The organism is Bacillus sp. FSL E2-8868 (assembly GCF_038005505.1).
Lineage (GTDB): Bacteria > Bacillota > Bacilli > Bacillales > Bacillaceae_G > Bacillus_A > Bacillus_A mycoides.
On the sequence record NZ_JBBOTI010000001.1, the window covers coordinates 324,626 to 342,970 of the forward strand.

The following is an 18,345-nucleotide window of genomic DNA, read 5'->3' on the forward strand; positions in this document are numbered from 1 at the left end:
AAAAAAGAGATTTCCGTTGTCTATTATAGAAATATAAAGTAGTGCGAAAGGAGACAGTGACATGACATATATATTAAAAACGAATCAGTTAACGAAAGTGTTTAAAGGGAAAGAAGTTATTTCTAGTGTTAACATGCATGTGAAAAAAGGTGAGATATACGGTTTCTTAGGACCGAATGGTGCAGGTAAAACAACGATTATGAAGATGATCACAAATTTAATAAAACCGACGAGCGGTGATATTGAAATTTTCGGTGAGAAGTTAACAGACACATCTTATGAAGTATTAAAAAGAATGGGGACAATTATCGAATATCCAATCTTTTATGATAAATTAACGGCGAAGGAAAACTTAGAATTACATTGTGAATATATGGGGTATTACGATAAAAACGCAATTGATCATGCTTTAAATTTAGTAAAACTGCACGGTATAGATGATAAAAAAGTAAAAGATTTTTCATTAGGGATGAAGCAACGACTTGGTATTGCAAGGGCGATCATGACAAAGCCAGAACTACTCATTTTAGATGAACCGATTAATGGTTTAGATCCAATTGGTATTAAAGAGTTACGAGATTTATTTAAGATGCTCTGCAAAGAATACGGTATTACGTTATTAGTCTCTAGTCATATTTTAGGCGAGATGGAACAAATGGCGGATACAATTGGTGTAATTCAAAATGGAAAACTAATAAAAGAAGTTTCAATGAAGAGTATTAACGGAAAGCAAACAGAGTACATTGAAATCACTGTTCCTGATGTGAAACGTGCAGCTTATATTTTAGAAGATAAACTTGGTATAAAAAACTACAAAATAATGAGTGGAACCATGATTCGTGTGTATGAATTGAAGGCGACGCAGCAAGCCATTTCAAAAGCACTCATTATGAACGATGTAGAAATTGAAAGTATTAATAAGAAACATAGTTCTTTAGAGGAGTATTTCTTAAATGTAATGGATGGAGAGGGCATTCATGCTTAATGGGTTGTTAGTGAATATAGTAAGTGGATTGATCGTAATGTTCATAAGTGGGATTTTATATTATAGAAAACCTGAGCGGAAATGGATTTTAATTTTATTAGTGATAGGAATGTTAAGCGTAGTTACTGCTGGAATTAGAATGTTAGTAGCGTAGAGGCAGTTATATAAGGAATGGAGGCATGGTTTACATGTTTAAATTAATGAAGCTTGAATGGAAGAAACATCAATTATCTAGTTATTTTAAAAGTGTAGCAATTTGTATTATAGCAATTTTCACCGTAGTAAACCTCATGGCGTTGGGAGCGAAAGACGAGGTAGATGGGCTATTCTCTGACTTCACGCAACAAATGGTTTTAATAAACACTGTTATTAGGATAACATTCATTATTTTTAGTTCGGTCATTTTATCACGTTTAATAATTGATGAGTATAAGAACAAAACAATACAACTATTGTTTATGTACCCACTGCAAAGAAAAATGCTAATGAGGGCGAAATTAACAATTGTTTTTTGTTTTTGTTTTGTGAGCACGATTATCGCTACTTTCAGTATTAGTTTACTCGTATATTTTGTGAGTCCAATGATGGGACTGATTGAAACGCCAGCTACGATAGGTGAAATAATAGCTATCGTTCCAACTACTTTTATAAGTGCATTTATGATATCTGGTATAAGTTTAATTCCTTTATTTTTTGGGATGAGAAAGAAATCGACACCGACAACAATTACTTCTGCAGTAATAATTGGGATGCTAATTAGTAGTAACGTTGGTTCTGGAAACGGTCAAGTAAGTATGTTTAATTTTATCGGTATCCCAATAGTGCTCTGTTTATTAGGGATTTTCATTAGTTATCTTTCATATCGTAAAATCGACAAGATTGATGTGGTGTGAAGTAAGCTTAAAACAACAACGAATTGGGGTATGAATAGTGAAAAAAATAATAGTAATTGCAATTTTACTTATTACAATTGCTAGTGTAGTTTTTGGTTTTAAGGTGTTTCAGGGGAAAGATTTTAAGAAAGAAAAGTCTTTTGAGATAAATAATATAAAAGAAATAGAAGTAGACAATGAAAACTGGGATATTGAATTTAAAAGTACAGACTCTAATAAAATAGTAGTTTTCGCCCAAGGTCAACAAGTAGATAAAGAGATAGATCCCGTCAAAATAGAAAATGACGGTAATAAAGTTGTGATTAAGCAAAAACAAAAGGTGACCAAATTTTTTAATGGTTTTACATTTAGGAAGAAAAATAGTATATCTATAGCTATTCCGAAGAAAGAAATAGATAAAATTGTATTAAATAATAAATCGGGTGATGTGAAAATAAGCGATATAGAAGTGAAAAATATCGTGACAAAAAGTGAGTCTGGAGATGAAATGGTTGTAGGACTATTAGCCGAGAAAGGTGAATTCATATCGCAAAGTGGAGAGTTAGCTGTAAAAGATAGTTCAGTACAAGAATTAAATATAAAGTCTACGACTGGTGATAACTATATAACAAATGTAAGTAACTCAAATATAAACATCACTTCAACATCCGGTGAAGTATTACTGAAAGATATGAAAGAAGGAAAATCGTTATTTGTAGAAACAAAATCAGGAGATATTGGCGTACGGTATAAAGGTGTTCCGACATCTTTAAAACTTACGGCCAAAAGTAATTCGTCTGACGTAATGGTGAATGTAAATGGACTTAAGAAAAATAAAAATACAGAAAAAATAAAAGCGGGAACCATTGGTGATGCAAAAAACGAAGTGAAGATTTTAAGTAAAACAGGAGCGATTTATATCGATTAAAATGTAAATGAAAGGAGGACTATTATGCTACATCTTATGAAGCTAGAAATGAAGAAGTTTAAGCTTGGATGGTATGTAAGGGGAGCGATTATTGCAAATATCGCTATACTGGCATTAATGATCTTTACGAGCATCGTTGCTCAAGTAGAAGGTGATCCGGAAATAAGGGATCCGCAGATGATGTTATTAACGGCTAGTACATTAGTAAGAGCAACATTTATTATTTTTGGTAGTGTATTAATCGCAAGGTTAATAATTAGTGAATATAAAAACAAAACAATCCTACTTATGTTTTCTTATCCTATTAATCGGAGGAAAATGATGAGTAGTAAGTTGGCCATTATAGCGATAGTAACATTTATAACAGTTATTTTATCTAACATTTTAGTAGTAGGAGTTTTCTTTGGGATAGATAGCTATTTTTCAATTCTTCCTAATTCATTCACAATAGATCAATTGAAGCAAGAAGGGATAAACCTTGTTCCTTTAGCCATTGCAACTGCGGGAATAAGTTTAATCCCTCTATATTTCGGAATGCGTAAACGTTCGGTGCCAACTACAATTGTTTCATCTCTGATTGTTGTATCAATTGCAATTAATAACACTCCTATGTTTTCTACAGCAACTTTTCTTCCCCTTCAACTAGCACTTGCTGCGATTGGAGCTGCGATTGCATATTACGGAATTAAAAATATAGAGAAGGAAGATATAACAGTATGACAAGAATACGTAAAAAAGAGTTGGCGTTATACCAACTCTTTTTTGTATATGTATGCTTCGTTACTACTCTTTAAATTTATAGTGTTTGCTTAAATATTCTTGCACTCCTGGAGAAATGTTAAAGTTATTAGGACCTTTATATTCGATAGTAAATTCTCCATCTTCAATTGTTTCAAAGGCGATTGCATAGCTATTCATTTTAGAATCGTAAGAAGTATTTTTGACTTTTGCATCTAGATCAAAGTATTTTGTAATATACTCTTTTGATTCAGCGATTGCTGTTTGTTTTCCCCAAGGGGTACCATAACTTGTGAAATAAAGAGATACACCGATAACTCCAATGATAGAAGTTAGTAAGAGAGTTCTTATTGTTATTTTTTTGTTTTTTGTATTCAATTTAGTTCCCTCCAATTAATATGAATTTATCTTAACGTATTTTCTCATAAAATACCATTTAGTAGAAAATAGTTTCACATGAAACAAGTTACAGAAAAAGACAAGGTGCATAAACACCTTGTCTTTTTCTGTCGTTACATTTGGGGAGCTTCCATTCCAGTAGCAGCCCATTCTTCTTTTGCAGGACCATAAACGCCAGGGACTGTTAAGCCAGCTTGACGCATTAAAACAGTCATCTGTCCGCGGTGGTGATTTTGATGATTGATGAGTGTCATTAAAAATATAGAATTCGGCATAGGACGACCAAAGAAGTTATTAATAGTAGCTAAGTCTTTATCAGTCCACTCACTTTGAAGTGCTTCAATAAAAGCCGTATTCACTTTGCGATACCCATCTGCAATTGTTTTTGCTGAAGTTGGTACAGGATAATCTTTCGTTTCTCCTTCAAACTTAAGCCCTGTCCCTGATAGCATAACAGGAAGTGCTGTAACGATATGCCAAGCGACTCTCCCTAAAGTCCAGTGCCCAGGTGCAATTTCTTGTGATAAAGATTCATCGGTTAATGCATCGAGCATCTTCTGAGTAGACTCAGCCTCGTATGTCCATGATTGTAGAAAACCTTCAATAGTTTGGTACATATTTATCCCTCCTAGTTATGTTCATAGGTTACATTCGTGAAAAAAAGATAGTTTCCTTTTAACCAACCTTCTTCCCGCTCTTCCTCATCAACCATAAGAAATAAGGTGCTCCAAGTACAGCAACGACAAGACCAGAAGGGATTTCTTTCGGGTATGCAATTGTTCGTCCGAGTAAATCAGCAATGGAAAGAAGGATTGCTCCAAATAGTGCGGAGCAAATGAATAATCTTTGATGATTCATACCAACGACGATTCGTGCTAAGTGTGGTGCAACAAGACCTAGAAAGGCAATCGTACCGACAGCTGCGATATTTACAGATGCAAGTAGTGTCGCTAACACAATTAGAGCAAGACGCGTTTTATTTACAGGCTGCCCGAGTCCGGTTGCTAAATCATCTCCAAGTACAAGAACGTCAAGTTGTTTCATTAAGAAAAAGATAATTGGTATAAGAATAAGAGATGGATATAGAATGATATTTTCTAAGTGATTCCATCCTCTTGCATACGTACTGCCTGACAACCATGTTAAGGCCGCAGCAACATTCAAATTTGCTCTAACGATAAAGATTTGAATAATCGCTGAGCCGAGCGCTGAAATGCCAATTCCTATTAAAGCAAGAGCTGTTGGACTAAATCCTGATTTCCATGAGAAGAAGAGGACAATTCCAACTGCAAGTAGTCCACCAATAAATGCACCAATTGGTAGGAAGAAACCAGGAAGTGCGGGAAAGACATACATAATAGTTAAAGCGCCAACACCTGCTCCCGATGAAATACCAATAATAGAAGGATCGGCAAGTGGGTTTCGTAATATACCTTGGAAAACAAGTCCGCTTATCGCAAGGCATGCTCCAGCAATAGCAGCAACGAGCATTCTTGGTAAACGAAGGTTCATCATCATATTTTTATCAAATTGTGTTAATTGTCCTGATATAACATTTGTAATACTTTCGATATAAGCGTTACTACCGATTGTAACACCAAGAGCAATCGTCACAATGCAAAGTGTGATAGAGATAATGATTACCTTTTTATAAGAGTAATAGCGAGAACTAGCTCCAGCTGCATTTGCGCCGTTATCATTCATATATTGTTTCGATTTCATCATTCGATACACTAAATAAATAAGCCAAGGTGATCCAATCATTGCTGTAACTGCCCCGACAGGTAATTCTGCACCAGTTGGATCTATTAATCTACCAACAACGTCTGCTCCTAGTAATAATATTGCTCCCCATAAGAAAGAGGAGAGAAGGAGGGTAAAGTGTTGCCGATAACCAATAAGGCGCATTAAGTGTGGTGCAACTAAGCCGACAAACCCAATCGGTCCAACAACAGTTACAATTACTGCTGTTAAAAAGATCGCAGCAATGAAGGCGATAAGACGTGTTACTGCTGTTTTTTCACCAAGAGAAACAGCAACATCATCACCAAGTAAGAGGATGTTGAGTTTACGAGACATAAATAGTAAAACTAGGAAAGAAATAATGATAAATGGAAAGGCAAATTGAACGCCATCCCAGTTATTTTGAATAAGAGATCCAGCTCCCCATAAAAATAAACCAGCTGTTTCATTTTCATAGAAAAGCTGCATCGTTCCGGTAAAGGCAGAAAGCATTAATGTAACGACCATACCAGCTAGTGCCATTCTAAGTGGGGTTCCCTTTTTCCCACCAGAAATACGGTATACAAATAAAGCAGTAATAGCACCGCCGATAAATGTGAAAAGAAGGGAGTTAACTTGCAGACCTTTCGGTAAGAAAATTGTAGCCGCTACTAGAAAGAAATATGCACCAGAATGAATACCCATTGTACTGGATTCAGCAAGTGGATTTTTCGTTAACGTTTGTAAAATGACTCCAGATGCAGCAAGAGCACCTCCAGCTAAAATGGCAATTACAGCTCTAGGTAATCGAAGCATGATTAAAGTTTGATGCTCTAGTGATTGGTTCGGTGAGATAAGAGCATCAATAATCATACTATAGGAAATGTTTGCTTGCCCTTGTCCGATATGAATAAAGAAAAGGAGGAGCAAGAGAGCTGCTCCTCCTCCGAATACAAGACTTGCTCGAAGTGTATGTTGTAAGCTATTCATCGTGTAATCACTTCTTCGCTGTCATTACATCTGCTACTTGTGTTGCTAAAGATTTTGCAGACTCAGGACCACCGAAAATCCAAGTGTCGCCTTTTAATTTATACATTTTGTCTTCTTTTTTGAAATTTAACCCTTCCCAAGCAGGGTTACCTTTTAGTTGCGTGTCAAAAATGTTATCATCATCCGCTACAATGTAAATGAAGTTTGAATTTTGTACACTTTGTAATGATTCTACAGTTGTTTGTTTGAAACCATCTGCCTCTGATTTCCCAGCTTCAAAAGTGTTTGTTAAACCTAATTTTTTTGTAACTTGTAAAGCTGTAGAATTGTCAGTCAATATACGGAATGTTGGTACGTTTTTAGCTGTAAATGCTTGTACCATTGCGATGTTTTTATCTTTTAAGTCTGCTTTGTCAATTTTCGCTTTTGCATCTGCAAATGTTTTATCCATATCAGCTAATACTTTTTTACCTTCTTCTTCTTTTCCAACTGCTTTTGCAATTTGTTTAAATGTCTCTGTCATTTCAGCAAAGTGATCGTTATTGCTTGTTGATGGATCGAACATAACTGTAGGAGCGATTTGCTCTAATTCGTTTTTAATAGCTTTACTACGGAATGAAGCTGTGATAATTAAATCTGGTTTTAGACGGCTAATTTCTTCTAAGTTTGGTTGTTGACGTGTTCCTACATCGGCAACACCTTTACCTGGTTTTGTTGCTGTATTTACCCATTTATTATAATTCTTAATGTCTGCCATCCCTACTGGCTGAACACCAAGCGCTAATAAGTCTTCTGAATATACCCACTCAAGTACAACAACTTTTTTCGCTGGTTTATCTAACTTCGTTTCCCCTTCAGCGTGTTTAATTGTTATAGCTTGATTTTTATTGTCCGCTTTTGTTTCTTTTTTCTCCTCTTTTTGCTGCCCGCATCCAACAGCGAATAGAAGAACTACTATGAAAATACTGAAAATTTTCTTCATCTTCTGCCCCCAAATAAAATGTTTTATTTGCAATATGTACGATATTGAAAATCGTTATCAATTACAACACCAAAATCATACTATGAGGGCGTTTTAAGTGTCAATATTTTTTTAAAATTTTGACTAAAAATAATGATTTATACGGATTTTAATATATCGTATTGAAATGCATACGTGTATCAAGGTTGAAGGAGCTGAAATTCCTTTAATGAGGAAGGCGAAAGTACAAGCGAAAGGAGAGCGTATTGCATGTAATATTTATTAGAATGTAAGGAAAAAAATTTGTTTATAAAAGGTTTGTTCCAGAGCGGGTAGTTGATAAGGAAAATAAAAACTGATTTTTATTAGAAAGATATTTTTAATTAGTGGGCTTACTTAAAAGATCGAACACGAAGGAGGGTCAACATGTCTTTATGGAGTAATAATGCAAATGGATATTGTGGATGTAATAATCAAAATGGTTTACATGTTGATTCGTGCTGTTTTAGTTGCGATGGGACAGTTCCTAAGCTCGGTCCAACAGGTCCAACAGGAGCGACAGGTGATACAGGAGCGACAGGTTCAACGGGAGCAACAGGAGCAACGGGAGTAACGGGAGCAACGGGAGCAACGGGAATAACGGGAGCAACGGGAATAACGGGAGCAACGGGAGCGACAGGTTCAACGGGAGCAACAGGAGCAACGGGAATAACGGGAGCAACAGGAGCAACGGGTCCAACGGGAGCGACAGGTTCAACAGGAGCAACAGGAGCAACAGGAGCAACAGGAGCAACGGGAGTAACGGGAGCAACAGGAGCAACGGGAGTAACGGGAGCAACAGGAGCAACGGGAGCGACAGGTTCAACAGGTCCAACAGGTTCAACAGGTTCAACAGGTCCAACAGGAGCAACAGGAGCAACAGGAGCAACAGGAGCAACGGGAGCAACGGGAGTAACGGGAGCAACAGGAGCAACGGGAGCGACAGGTTCAACAGGTCCAACAGGTCCAACAGGCCCAACAGGAGCAACAGGAGCGACAGGAGCGACAGGTCCAACAGGCCCAACAGGAGCAACAGGAGCAACAGGTCCAACAGGTCCAACAGGAGCAACGGGAGCAACAGGTGAAACAGGAGCGACGGGAGTAACAGGTACAAGTATAACTGCGACGTATGCATTTGCGAATAATACATCAGGAGCGGCAATATCAGTGCTTCTTGGTGGAACAAATGTCCCACTTCCAAATAATCAGAATATCGGTCCGGGAATTACAGTGTCGGGGGGGAACACAGTATTTACGGCCGCAAATGCGGGGAATTATTATATTTCATATACAATTAATATAACGGCTTCATTATTAGTTAGTTCGCGAATTACAATTAATGGTGCACCGCTTGCTGGGACTATCAATTCTCCCGCATTAGCAACGACTTCATTTAGTGCGACAATTATTACGACTCTTGCAGCGGGGAGTGCAATTAGTTTGCAGTTGTTTGGATTGTTAGCTGTTGCCACATTATCAACGACTACACCTGGTGCAGTTTTAACGATTATAAGATTAAGCTAAGTAACGTGAACTCTCTTATTCTTTTAAAATTAGGAGAGTTTCTACATATAATAAGAAGTTAAGGAAGTAAAGCATAGTTATAAAAGAGTCAGAATATTATGATTGTAACGTTGTTATGACTATAATATAATGAAAACAACCATCATGAATGAACATTCATTTATTTTTTATGTATTTGAAGGGGGAATGAAGGTGGAAAAACCTTGGTTGAAAAGTTATCCAGAGGAAATTCCTAGTACTATTTCTTATGATATTCAGCCACTTCATGGATATTTAGAGAAAATAGCTTCTCGTTATCCAGAAAAGAAAGCGCTTCATTTTTTAGGTAAAGATGTTACATTTTCAGATTTCCATGACAAGGTAAAGAAGTTTGCGAATTATCTTCAAAGGCTTGGTATTGAAAAGGGAGATAGAGTTGCGATTATGTTGCCGAATTGTCCGCAATCCGTAATCGGTTATTATGGTACTTTGCTTGCGGGGGGGATTGTTGTACAAACGAATCCTCTTTATACAGAAAGAGAGCTTGAGTATCAACTTCATGACTCGGGGGCAAAAGTCATTCTTTGTCTTGATTTAGTGTTTCCGAGAGTTACTAATGTTCAAAATGCCACAAAGCTGGAGCACATTATCGTAACTCGTATTGCAGATTTCTTACCATTCCCTAAAAATTTACTTTATCCATTTGTACAAAAAAAGCAGGCGAATCTTGTTGTGAATGTGTCGGAAAGCGAAACGATTCATCTATGGAAATCAGTAGAAAGGGAAAGTAATACTGATGTTGAGGTTCCCTGTGATCCTGAAAATGATCTAGCTCTTTTGCAGTATACGGGGGGAACGACAGGATTTCCAAAAGGGGTTATGTTAACGCATAAAAACCTCGTTTCGAACACTTTAATGGGAGCGCATTGGTTATATAATTGTAAAGAAGGAGAAGAAGTAATCCTTGGTGTCCTTCCATTTTTTCATGTGTACGGAATGACAGCTGTAATGAATTTAAGTATTATGCAAGGGTATAAAATGGTGCTTATTCCGAAGTTTGATATGAAAATGGTTTTTGAAGCAATTAAAAAACATAAAGTTACACTATTTCCAGGAGCGCCGACCATTTATATTGCTCTTTTAAATAGCCCTCTTTTAAAAGAATATGATATTTCTTCTATTCAGGCTTGTATTAGTGGCTCTGCACCGCTTCCTGTAGAAGTACAGGAGGAGTTTGAGAGCGTTACAGGTGGTAAACTAGTAGAAGGTTATGGATTAACGGAGTCATCACCTGTTACGCATGGGAATTTCTTGTGGGAAAAACGTGTACCAGGAAGTATTGGGGTACCGTGGCCAGATACGGAGGCAATTATCATGTCACTTGAAACAGGAGAGGCATTACCTTCAGGTGAAATTGGTGAAATAGTTGTCAAAGGCCCACAAATTATGAAAGGGTATTGGAATAAGCCAGAAGAAACGGCGGCTGTATTGCAAGATGGCTGGCTTCATACAGGTGATGTAGGATACATGGATGAGGATGGCTTTTTCTATGTGAAAGATCGTAAGAAAGATATGATTGTTGCTAGCGGTTTTAACGTATATCCTCGGGAAGTAGAAGAAGTGTTATATGAACACGAAAAGGTGCAAGAAGTAGTGACGATTGGTGTTCCTGATCCGTACAGAGGGGAAACTGTAAAAGCATTTGTTGTTTTGAAAGAAGGCGCTGAATGTTCTGAAGAGGAATTAGATCAGTTTGCACGTAAATATTTAGCAGCTTACAAAGTTCCGAAGGTATATGAGTTTAGAAGTGAGTTGCCGAAGACGACAGTCGGAAAAATTTTACGCCGTGTCCTAATAGATGAAGAGAAGAGAAAGAATGAGGATGAGCAAACGGGCTAAGGCCCTTTCTTTTTGAAAAAATAGGATTGACACTTTTCTAAATAGTCAGTATTATAAGAATATGAATGACTATTCATTCAGTCATCTTCTTGAAGGGGACAGTAAAGTGAAGAAAAATAGACCGAAATACAATCAGATTATTGATGCTGCAGTCATTGTGATTGCGGAGAATGGATACCATCAAGCGCAAGTTTCTAAAATTGCAAAGCAAGCTGGGGTAGCTGATGGCACGATTTATTTATATTTTAAAAATAAAGAAGATATATTAATATCCTTATTCCAAGAGAAGATGGGAGAATTTGTTGAAACAATTCGTCAAAAAATAGCAGGAATTGAAAGCGCTGTAGCGAAGTTATTCATGTTGGTAGAAACGCACTTCTTGCTGTTGTCACAAAATGATCCTCTTGCTATCGTTACGCAATTAGAGCTAAGGCAGTCCAATCAAGACTTGCGCCTTAAAATAAATGAAGTATTAAAAGGCTACTTACAAGTTATGGATGAGATTTTAGAGACAGGTATAAAGCAAGGTGAATTTCAGGCGGATTTAAACGTTCGCGTGGCAAGACAAATGATCTTTGGAACAGTAGATGAAGTTGTGACCAATTGGGTAATGAGCGATCATAAGTATGATCTGGTCGCACTTTCAAAAACGGTACATGGGCTACTTATTGCAGCTTGTGGTTATCGTCAATAATGGGAGGGATCATGTTGAAATTCCTATCTGTAAAAGTTGAAGATCATATCGCGGTGGCGACGTTAAATCATGCGCCAGCTAATGCGATGTCTTCACAAGTTATGCATGACGTTACTGAATTAATCGATCAAGTGGAAAAGGATGATAACATTCGTGTTGTTGTTTTACATGGTGAAGGACGCTTCTTCTCAGCAGGGGCAGATATTAAAGAATTTACATCTGTTACTGAAGCTAAGCAAGCAACAGAGTTAGCACAGCTTGGACAAGTTACGTTTGAGCGTGTTGAAAAATGCTCAAAACCAGTTATTGCGGCAATTCATGGAGCGGCACTTGGCGGCGGCCTTGAGTTTGCTATGTCTTGCCACATGCGCTTTGTAACTGAAAGTACAAAGCTTGGTTTACCTGAATTAACACTTGGATTAATTCCTGGTTTTGCAGGTACACAGCGCTTACCACGTTATGTTGGTAAAGCGAAAGCTTGTGAAATGATGTTAACAAGTACACCAATTACTGGTGCAGAAGCATTACAATGGGGACTTGTTAACGGAGTGTTTTCTGAAGAATCCATTTTAGAAGATACGCTTAAAATTGCAAAACAGATTGCTGGAAAAAGCCCAGCAACAACTCGTGCTGTGCTAGAGTTATTACAAACGACAAAATCGTCTCATTATTATGAAGGTGTACAGCGTGAATCACAGATTTTTGGTGAAGTATTTACGAGTGAAGATGGAAGAGAAGGCGTAGCAGCGTTTTTAGAAAAACGTAAGCCTTCATTTAGTGGTAGGTAGTCCAATTATTTTTTTAATAAAAATTAACAGAATTTTAAAATTGATAGAATCTTTCTGAAAAATAAGGGGGTAAATGGAATGAACATCTACGTACTCATGAAACGAACATTTGATACAGAAGAAAAAATCGTAATTAAAAACGGTGCAATTTACGATGGCGAAGCGGAATTCATCATCAACCCTTACGATGAATATGCGATTGAAGAAGCGATTCAAGTAAGAGATGCACAAGGTGGAGAAGTTACTGTTATAACAGTTGGTGGCGAGGATAGTGAAAAAGAACTTCGCACAGCATTAGCGATGGGCTGCGATAAAGCGGTACTAATTAACATTGAAGATGATGTTGAGAATGGTGACCAATTTACAACAGCAAAAGTGCTTGCTGAATATTTAAAAGATAAAGATGCAGATTTAATTTTAGGCGGAAACGTTGCGATTGACGGTGCATCTGGACAAGTTGGTCCACGCGTAGCTGAAGCGTTAAATATTCCGTACGTAACGACAATTACAAAACTTGAGATTGACGGTACAAACGTGAAGATTGAGCGTGACGTTGAAGGTGATACAGAAGTTATTGAAACGTCATTACCAGTTTTAGTAACGGCACAACAAGGTTTAAACGAACCGCGTTATCCATCGCTTCCAGGTATTATGAAAGCGAAGAAAAAGCCACTAGAAGAAGTAGAATTAGATGATTTAGATCTAGAAGAAGATGATGTGGAAGCAAAAACAAAAACAATTGAAATCTATTTGCCTCCTAAGAAAGATGCAGGAAAAGTGTTACAAGGCGAGCTGCAAGATCAAGTAAAAGAACTTGTATCGTTGCTCCATACAGAAGCGAAAGTAATCTAATAAAATACGAAATTATATATGCAGGAGGGAAAATCTATGGCTCGTAAAGTATTAGTAATGGGTGAAGTTCGTGATGGATCGCTACGTAACGTTTCGTTTGAAGCGGTAGCAGCAGCAAAAACAATTGCAGAAGGCGGTGAAGTGGTAGGTCTTCTAGTTGGAGACAGCGTTGCCTCTTTTGCAAATGAATTGATTCATTACGGTGCAGATCGCGTTGTGACAGTTGAAAATAATAAATTAAAATCATATACATCTGATGGATATGCACAAGCGTTTTTAGCTGTATATGCTGAAGAAAAGCCAGAAGGCATTGTATTTGGACATACGGCACTTGGTAAAGATTTATCACCAAAATTAGCAGCGAAATTAGAAGCTGGTTTAATTTCTGACGTAACGGCTTTAGAAGTTGAAGGTGGAAATGTTATCTTCACTCGTCCGATTTACTCTGGTAAAGCATTTGAGAAGAAGATTGTAACAGATGGTATATTATTTGCGACAGTGCGTCCAAATAACATTGCAACTCTTGAAAAAGACGAGTCTCGCACAGCTGACGTGTCTTCTATTACAGTTGATGTGAAAGATTTACGTACAATCATTCAAGATGTTGTCCGTAAAACTGCAGAAGGTGTTGATCTTTCTGAAGCGAAAGTTATTATAGCTGGCGGACGTGGTGTGAAGAGTGAAGAAGGATTTAAACCGTTAAAAGAATTAGCTGACGTACTAGGCGGCGCTGTTGGAGCATCTCGTGGTGCTTGTGATGCAGAGTACTGTGATTATTCATTACAAATTGGTCAAACAGGTAAAGTTGTTACACCAGACCTATACATTGCATGCGGGATTTCTGGTGCGATTCAGCATTTAGCTGGTATGTCTAATTCAAAAATAATTGTTGCGATTAATAAAGATCCAGAAGCTAGTATCTTCAAAGTAGCTGACTATGGTATTGTCGGTGATCTGTTTGAAGTATTACCTCTTTTAACAGAAGAGTTTAAAAAGTTAAAAGTACATTCATGATTTGAGTACCCTTGAGTTCCAAGTGAAGTACCCCTATATATAGAAAAAGGTGAGAGATCCCCTGTCTCTCATCTTTTTAGTATTTCATCCATATTTTTATATAGTATAAAGGAACATTTTTTTGTTACAATACATAACGATACATAATATTCGCCACGTATAAAAGTTAATGATATACTCTTGGTAGAATATACTTGAAGGAGGAAATAAAATGGCAATTATAAATGCAAATGACCAAAGCTTCGCAGCTGAAACTAGCGAAGGTGTTGTACTATTAGATTTCTGGGCGCCTTGGTGCGGACCTTGTAAAATGATCGCTCCTGTATTAGAGGAAATCGATTCAGAGTTAGGCGAGAAAGTAAAAGTAGTAAAAGTGGACGTTGATGAAAACCAAGAAACTGCTCGTCAATTCGAAGTAATGAGCATTCCAGCTCTTTTCGTATTAAAAGACGGTAAAGTGGTTGATCAAGCGTTAGGATATAAACCGAAAGAAGCGTTAGTAGAATTAGTTTCTAAACACTTCTAAAATAAAGAAGCTACCATTTGGTAGCTTTTTTTATTTTCTTTTTTACAACCTTTCCGTTACAATAAAAGAACGTATGTTGGGTGTTTTGGCATAGTATGTTTTTATGTGAAAATAAAAATGATAAGCATGTAGAAATGGAGGGAGACGAGTGCACGAGCATTTAAAAGAGAAGTTAGCAATTTTGCCCGATCAACCTGGTTGTTATTTAATGAAGGATAAGCAGGGAACGGTTATATATGTCGGAAAAGCAAAGGTACTCAAAAATCGTGTGCGCTCGTACTTTACTGGTTCGCATGATGGGAAAACACTTCGGCTTGTTGGAGAAATTGTTGATTTTGAATATATTGTGACTTCCTCAAATTTGGAGGCTCTTATTTTAGAGTTAAATTTAATAAAAAAATATGATCCAAAATATAATATTCAATTAAAAGATGATAAAACATATCCTTTCATTAAAATTACAGCTGAAAAACAGCCGCGCTTACTCATTACGCGAAATGTAAAAAAGGATAAAGGAAAGTACTTTGGGCCTTATCCAAATGCACAATCGGCACATGAAACAAAGAAATTATTAGATCGTATGTATCCACTTCGTAAATGTTCAAATATGCCAGATAAAGTTTGCTTGTATTATCATATGGGTCAATGTTTAGCACCTTGTGTGAAAGAAGTAACGGATGAGCAAAACAAAGAAATTGTTGATGAAATTATTAAATTCTTAAACGGTGGGCATAAAGAAATTCGTTCAGAATTAGAAACGAAGATGTATGAGGCTTCAGAAAAGCTAGAATTTGAACGGGCGAAAGAGTTGCGAGATCAAATTGCTCATATTGATGCAATTATGGAAAAGCAAAAGATGATTATGAGTGATTTAGTGGATCGTGATGTGTTTGGATATGCAGTTGATAAAGGGTGGATGTGTGTTCAAGTTTTCTTCGTTCGAAAAGGAAAGCTAATTGAACGTGATGTTTCTATGTTCCCGATTTATGATGAACCAGAAGAGGGATTTTTAACTTTTATCGGTCAATTTTATGAAAACAGTAGTCATTTCAAGCCGAAGGAAATTGTTGTTCCAGGAAGTATAGATTCAGAATTAGTAGAGCGCTTTTTAGAAGTTGAAGCGACACAGCCGAAGCGTGGGAAGAAAAAAGACCTTGTAGAATTAGCAAATAAAAACGCAAAAATTGCACTAGAAGAGAAATTTCACTTAATTGAACGTGATGAAGAGCGGACGGTTAAAGCCATTGATAATTTAGGGAAGCAGCTGGGCATTGAAACCCCATATCGTATTGAAGCGTTTGATAACTCGAATATTCAAGGGACAAATCCCGTTTCCGCAATGATTGCTTTTATCGATGGGAAACCAGCAAAGAAAGAATATCGGAAATATAAAATTAAAACGGTTCAAGGTCCTGATGATTACGAATCTATGAGGGAAGTTGTAAGACGCCGTTATACGAGGGCGCTTAAAGAGAATTTACCTTTACCAGATTTAATCATTATTGATGGTGGAAAAGGCCATCTGGCCGCTACAAGTGATGTTCTGGAGAACGAACTCGGTTTATATATTCCGATGGCAGGGCTTGTAAAAGATGACAAACATAAAACCTCCCATTTAATTATTGGAGATCCACCTGAACCTGTGATGCTTGAGAGGAATAGCCAAGAATTTTATTTATTGCAACGCATTCAAGATGAAGTGCATAGATTTGCAATTACATTCCATCGCCAGTTGCACGGGAAATCGGTCATTCAATCAGCATTGGATGATATTCCAGGAATCGGCGATAAACGAAAAAAGGTATTGTTAAAACATTTTGGCTCGTTAAAAAAGATGAAAGAAGCTTCCATAGCTGAATTTGTCGAAGCAGGTATGCCGAAAAATGTTGCAGAGATGATATATACTTATTTAACAGATAAGAAGACGTTGTAGTTTACAACGTCTTCTGTTTTTTGGTATAATTTCTGAAGATTTAAAATAAACTCATCTGAATGAATATACAAAAAAGTCAACTAAACTTATATGTCTAGTTGACTGTAGGTAGATGCTACACTTCAATGAGATCTTTTATATCCCATTTAACAAGAAATGTAATAGAGTCTGAACGCTTTTTCTGTTCCTCATAGGACTCTGCAACGACGTTTCTTTGTCTTTGAATTTGCTCGGCGATAAATCCAGCTTCTAATTGATAAGATGAATGTCTTTTTTGTTTTTGACGCTCAGTAATAAGTGTACCTTTAAGTTGAAACTGCATTTCACGACGTTTATGTTCAATGATGCTTAAAGTGCCCCAACCAGCTTTTTCAAAAAACTGAATGACTTCTTCAATTGTTTCTAGCGGATATTTTCTCGCAAGGTTTCTACCGGCCCAGTATAAAATACCATCTAAATCGTTACCAATTAAATCAGGTAGTAATTCTTCACGTAGCAATTCATAAGCGAAGGCGTTCAATGAAACATCTTCTAAAGATGTTATATCGATTGTATTTTTGCTCACAATATTCCCCTCTTTCTATAGGGATTATTATATAACATTTTTCATTTATAAAAATAGATTTTTCTTTGGGGAAATCTGAATATATAAGAAAAAAAAAGAATTGGCAAATTATATGCAAATTATGTATACGTTTTCTTGACGCTTCGACAAAAATAGGGGTAAAATGAACTTGGTATTAAATTATGCTGAAATATTTTGAATAATTTTTTCAGTTTTTCTTATGCCAATAGTGAAAAAACATTATTGTTGTAAATTAATCTGAAAACAGCAGTCAAACATTCAAGGGGGTAATGGGGACATGAAAGGCCGCGAGTATACGTTTCGTAAGTGGCACTCATTAATGGGGGTCATTCCGGTTGGTGTCTTTTTGACGCAACATTTAATTGTAAACAACTTTGCAACAAGAGGAGCAGAGGCTTTTAACAAAGCTGCAGGCTTTATGGAGCTCCTTCCATTCCGGTATGCGCTAGAAATTTTCATCATCTTTTTACCTATACTGTACCATGCTATATATGGCTTATATATTGCATTTACAGCTAAGAACAATGCGGTATCTTACGGCTATTTCCGTAACTGGATGTTCGTCTTCCAACGAATTTCAGGTATCGTTACGCTGATCTTCATTTCTTGGCACGTCTGGGAAACTCGTATTCAAGCATTGTTAGGTAAAGAGGTAAACTATGATATGATGGCAGATATTTTAAACAACCCATTTATGTTTGGTTTCTATTTAGTTGGTGTTGTTTCAACAATTTTCCACTTTGCAAATGGACTATGGACATTCTGTATAAGCTGGGGAATTACAGTATCTCCACGTTCACAAAGAATCTCTACTTATGTAACATTAGCTATTTTCTTAGGTCTATCTTATGTAGGTGTGAGTGCATTATTAGCGTTCATCGATCCACAGCTAGCAAACCAGTAAGGAGTGGGAGAG

At 36.8% G+C, this 18,345-nt stretch carries 19 protein-coding genes; 14 read left to right on the forward strand and 5 right to left on the reverse strand.

What is annotated here, in order from left to right; all coding sequences use genetic code 11:
• Positions 1–61: 61 nt before the first annotated feature.
• Genes NSS74_RS01795 through NSS74_RS01815 form a run of 5 tightly spaced genes read left to right on the forward strand, consistent with a single transcriptional unit; the run spans position 62 to position 3,505 of the window.
• Positions 62–985: an ABC transporter ATP-binding protein gene (locus tag NSS74_RS01795; protein WP_002143308.1), complete on the forward strand. Its 924-nt coding sequence runs from the start codon at positions 62–64 to the stop codon at positions 983–985.
• Positions 978–1,139 (forward strand): hypothetical protein, encoded by a 162-nt coding sequence (locus NSS74_RS01800; protein WP_002143307.1) that lies wholly within the window; start codon positions 978–980, stop codon positions 1,137–1,139. The genes NSS74_RS01795 and NSS74_RS01800 overlap by 8 nt, the downstream gene beginning before the upstream one ends.
• A 34-nt stretch (positions 1,140–1,173) precedes the next feature.
• Positions 1,174–1,878, forward strand: a complete 705-nt coding sequence (locus NSS74_RS01805) for an ABC transporter permease (protein ID WP_002143305.1) — start codon at positions 1,174–1,176, stop codon at positions 1,876–1,878.
• 37 nt (positions 1,879–1,915) lie between these two features.
• The gene (locus NSS74_RS01810; protein ID WP_002143300.1) at positions 1,916–2,785 is read left to right on the forward strand and encodes a DUF4097 family beta strand repeat-containing protein; all 870 of its coding nucleotides are present in this window, start codon (positions 1,916–1,918) and stop codon (positions 2,783–2,785) included.
• A 24-nt stretch (positions 2,786–2,809) separates the two neighbouring features.
• A complete protein-coding gene (locus NSS74_RS01815; RefSeq protein WP_088040209.1) occupies positions 2,810–3,505 on the forward strand; it encodes an ABC transporter permease in 696 nt (231 codons plus the stop codon).
• A 63-nt stretch (positions 3,506–3,568) separates the two neighbouring features.
• On the opposite strand, the gene NSS74_RS01820 is transcribed toward NSS74_RS01815, so the two are convergent.
• The 4 genes from NSS74_RS01820 to NSS74_RS01835 form a co-directional block, all read right to left on the reverse strand.
• On the reverse strand, positions 3,569–3,901 hold the full coding sequence (locus NSS74_RS01820; protein WP_340813151.1) for a YfjL-like protein: 333 nt from the start codon (positions 3,899–3,901) through the stop codon (positions 3,569–3,571).
• A gap of 134 nt (positions 3,902–4,035) precedes the next feature.
• On the reverse strand, positions 4,036–4,539 hold the full coding sequence (locus NSS74_RS01825) for a DinB family protein (protein WP_000284970.1): 504 nt from the start codon (positions 4,537–4,539) through the stop codon (positions 4,036–4,038).
• A gap of 58 nt (positions 4,540–4,597) precedes the next feature.
• On the reverse strand, positions 4,598–6,634 hold the full coding sequence (gene fhuB, locus NSS74_RS01830; protein WP_002143296.1) for a Fe(3+)-hydroxamate ABC transporter permease FhuB: 2,037 nt from the start codon (positions 6,632–6,634) through the stop codon (positions 4,598–4,600).
• Positions 6,635–6,641: 7 nt separating this feature from the next.
• Positions 6,642–7,616, reverse strand: coding sequence for an ABC transporter substrate-binding protein (locus tag NSS74_RS01835; RefSeq protein WP_340813154.1), 975 nt, complete (start codon positions 7,614–7,616; stop codon positions 6,642–6,644).
• 405 nt (positions 7,617–8,021) lie between these two features.
• Here NSS74_RS01835 and NSS74_RS01840 point away from each other — a divergent pair, with 405 nt between their 5' ends.
• The 8 genes from NSS74_RS01840 (at position 8,022) to uvrC (ending at position 16,843) form a co-directional block, all read left to right on the forward strand.
• The gene (locus NSS74_RS01840; RefSeq protein ID WP_340813155.1) at positions 8,022–9,158 is read left to right on the forward strand and encodes a BclA C-terminal domain-containing protein; all 1,137 of its coding nucleotides are present in this window, start codon (positions 8,022–8,024) and stop codon (positions 9,156–9,158) included.
• Between the two features lie 192 nt (positions 9,159–9,350).
• The gene (locus NSS74_RS01845) at positions 9,351–11,036 is read left to right on the forward strand and encodes a long-chain-fatty-acid--CoA ligase (RefSeq protein ID WP_012261774.1); all 1,686 of its coding nucleotides are present in this window, start codon (positions 9,351–9,353) and stop codon (positions 11,034–11,036) included.
• 106 nt (positions 11,037–11,142) lie between these two features.
• Positions 11,143–11,730, forward strand: coding sequence for a TetR/AcrR family transcriptional regulator (locus NSS74_RS01850; protein ID WP_012261773.1), 588 nt, complete (start codon positions 11,143–11,145; stop codon positions 11,728–11,730).
• 11 nt (positions 11,731–11,741) lie between these two features.
• A complete protein-coding gene (locus NSS74_RS01855; RefSeq protein ID WP_002088868.1) occupies positions 11,742–12,518 on the forward strand; it encodes an enoyl-CoA hydratase in 777 nt (258 codons plus the stop codon).
• Between the two features lie 78 nt (positions 12,519–12,596).
• Positions 12,597–13,370 carry an electron transfer flavoprotein subunit beta gene (gene etfB, locus NSS74_RS01860; RefSeq protein ID WP_002184882.1) on the forward strand — a complete coding sequence of 258 codons (774 nt, stop codon included), beginning with the start codon at positions 12,597–12,599 and terminating at the stop codon, positions 13,368–13,370.
• Positions 13,371–13,406: 36 nt separating this feature from the next.
• Positions 13,407–14,384: an electron transfer flavoprotein subunit alpha gene (gene etfA / locus NSS74_RS01865; RefSeq protein WP_002143292.1), complete on the forward strand. Its 978-nt coding sequence runs from the start codon at positions 13,407–13,409 to the stop codon at positions 14,382–14,384.
• Between the two features lie 211 nt (positions 14,385–14,595).
• Entirely contained in the window at positions 14,596–14,910 is a 315-nt protein-coding gene (gene trxA, locus NSS74_RS01870; RefSeq protein ID WP_000974757.1) for a thioredoxin, read from the forward strand.
• A 148-nt stretch (positions 14,911–15,058) separates the two neighbouring features.
• A complete protein-coding gene (uvrC, locus tag NSS74_RS01875) occupies positions 15,059–16,843 on the forward strand; it encodes an excinuclease ABC subunit C (RefSeq protein WP_002129304.1) in 1,785 nt (594 codons plus the stop codon).
• Positions 16,844–16,958: 115 nt separating this feature from the next.
• Here the strand turns inward: uvrC and NSS74_RS01880 are convergent, their stop codons facing one another.
• Complete coding sequence (locus NSS74_RS01880) at positions 16,959–17,408, reverse strand: YslB family protein (RefSeq protein WP_002015405.1); 450 nt, start codon at positions 17,406–17,408, stop codon at positions 16,959–16,961.
• A 298-nt stretch (positions 17,409–17,706) separates the two neighbouring features.
• Between NSS74_RS01880 and sdhC the strand changes: the two genes are divergently transcribed.
• A complete protein-coding gene (gene sdhC / locus NSS74_RS01885) occupies positions 17,707–18,333 on the forward strand; it encodes a succinate dehydrogenase cytochrome B558 (protein WP_002015407.1) in 627 nt (208 codons plus the stop codon).
• Positions 18,334–18,345 lie beyond the last annotated feature (12 nt).